2 protein-coding genes are annotated in these 1599 nt (G+C 67.1%); one reads left to right on the top strand and one right to left on the bottom strand.

Annotated elements, in window-relative coordinates; translation table 11 throughout:
* The coding region (locus B2284_RS14550; RefSeq protein ID WP_422652297.1) for a hypothetical protein at nt 1–424 on the bottom strand (424 nt) is incomplete at its 3' end.
* On the opposite strand from B2284_RS14550, the gene B2284_RS12100 reads away from it, so the two are divergent.
* Entirely contained in the window at nt 423–1472 is a 1050-nt protein-coding gene (locus B2284_RS12100; protein ID WP_038569929.1) for an NAD(P)-dependent alcohol dehydrogenase, read from the top strand. The genes B2284_RS14550 and B2284_RS12100 overlap by 2 nt on opposite strands.
* Nucleotides 1473–1599: the final 127 nt, after the last annotated feature.

Consider the following 1599-nt stretch of genomic DNA (forward strand, 5'->3'; position numbering starts at 1 on the left):
TTTCAGACCTCAGCGGTTTCAGGCGCCCTGACCGGCGGTCGGCGCGGCGCGCCAGCAGGACTGGGGTCTGCTGGAATCGGCCCTGGCTCGGCCGCGAGCGGTGGTCTTCGGGGAGGATGTCTACCCGGGGATCCTGATGAAGGCAGCCGCACTCGTCCATTCCGTGGCCAAGAATCGCGCGTTGGTCGACGGCAACAAGCGGACCGCGCTCGGTGCGCTCTGGCTGTTCCTCGCCCTCAACGGGACTCATCTCGTCGGCAGCGACGACGAACGATGCGAATGCATGCTCGACGTCGCTGCCGGGGGCCTCGACGACGTCGGCGTGATCGCCGAACGCCTTCGTGACCTCACGGAACCCATGTGAGACGGCGCTCGCCGACGTGACAATGCTTCTCACTCCGCGTCGGCGTAGCGTCAGCATCATGACTACGACTGTTGCCTGCTACCAGGCCATTGCCGCCGACAAGCCCCTCGAGCCCGGCACCGTCGAGCGCCGCGACCTGCGCCCCGACGACATCCGCATCGAGATCGAGTACGCCGGAATCTGCCACTCCGACATCCACACCGTCCGCGGCGAGTGGGGCCCGGTGAATTACCCCATGGTGACCGGCCACGAGATCGTCGGCCGCGTCGCCGAGATCGGTTCCGACGTCACCGAGTTCAAGGTCGGCGACCGTGCCGGTGTCGGTTGCCTCGTCGACTCGTGCCGTGAGTGCGAATGGTGCAAGAAGGGCGAGGAAAACAACTGCCCGAACGCCGTCGGTACCTACAACGGCATCGACCGTCACGACGGGCGCCCGACCGCCGGTGGTTACTCGCAGGCCATCGTCGTCTCCGAGGCATTCGCCCTCCACATCCCCGAGAACCTCGACGCCGCCGCCGTCACGCCACTGCTGTGCGCCGGCATCACCACCTACTCGCCGCTGCGCACCTGGGGCGTCACCGAAGGCTCCAAGGTCGCCGTCGTCGGCATGGGCGGTCTCGGCCACGTGGCCGTCAAGCTGGCCAAGGCAATGGGCGCCGAGGTGACCGTCATCAGCCAGACGCGCTCCAAGGAAGAGGACGGCCGCAAGTACGGCGCCACCGAATGGATCGCGACGAAGGAGAACCCCGACGCGCTCAAGGAGCACAAGGGCCAGTTCGACGTCATCATCAACACCGTCTCCGCCCACATCGACGTGCGCGCCTACATGGCGACACTGCGCCCCCACGGCGCGATGGTGCTGCTCGGCCTGCCGACCGAAGCCCTCGAAGTCAACGCCGGCAACCTCATCGGCGGCCGCAAGTCCCTCACCGGCTCCAACATCGGCGGCATCCGCGAGACGCAGGAAATGCTCGACTTCTGCGCCGAACACGGCGTCACTGCCGAGATCGAACTCATCAACGCCGACCAGATCAACGAAGCCTACGACCGCGTCGTGAACTCCGACGTCCGCTACCGCTTCGTCATCGACGCCAAGACGTTCGCCTGATCCCTCGGCCCGTCTTCCGGGTGGCGCGGATCCTGAGCTCGCAGGCTCGCCCAGGATCGGCGCGCCGCCTCGGTGCGACAGGCCTTCGGGCGGAACGACGAGAGCCGCCTCGACCGCACACCTCGCA

The organism is Dermacoccus sp. UBA1591 (assembly GCF_002322065.1).
GTDB lineage: Bacteria > Actinomycetota > Actinomycetes > Actinomycetales > Dermatophilaceae > Dermacoccus > Dermacoccus nishinomiyaensis.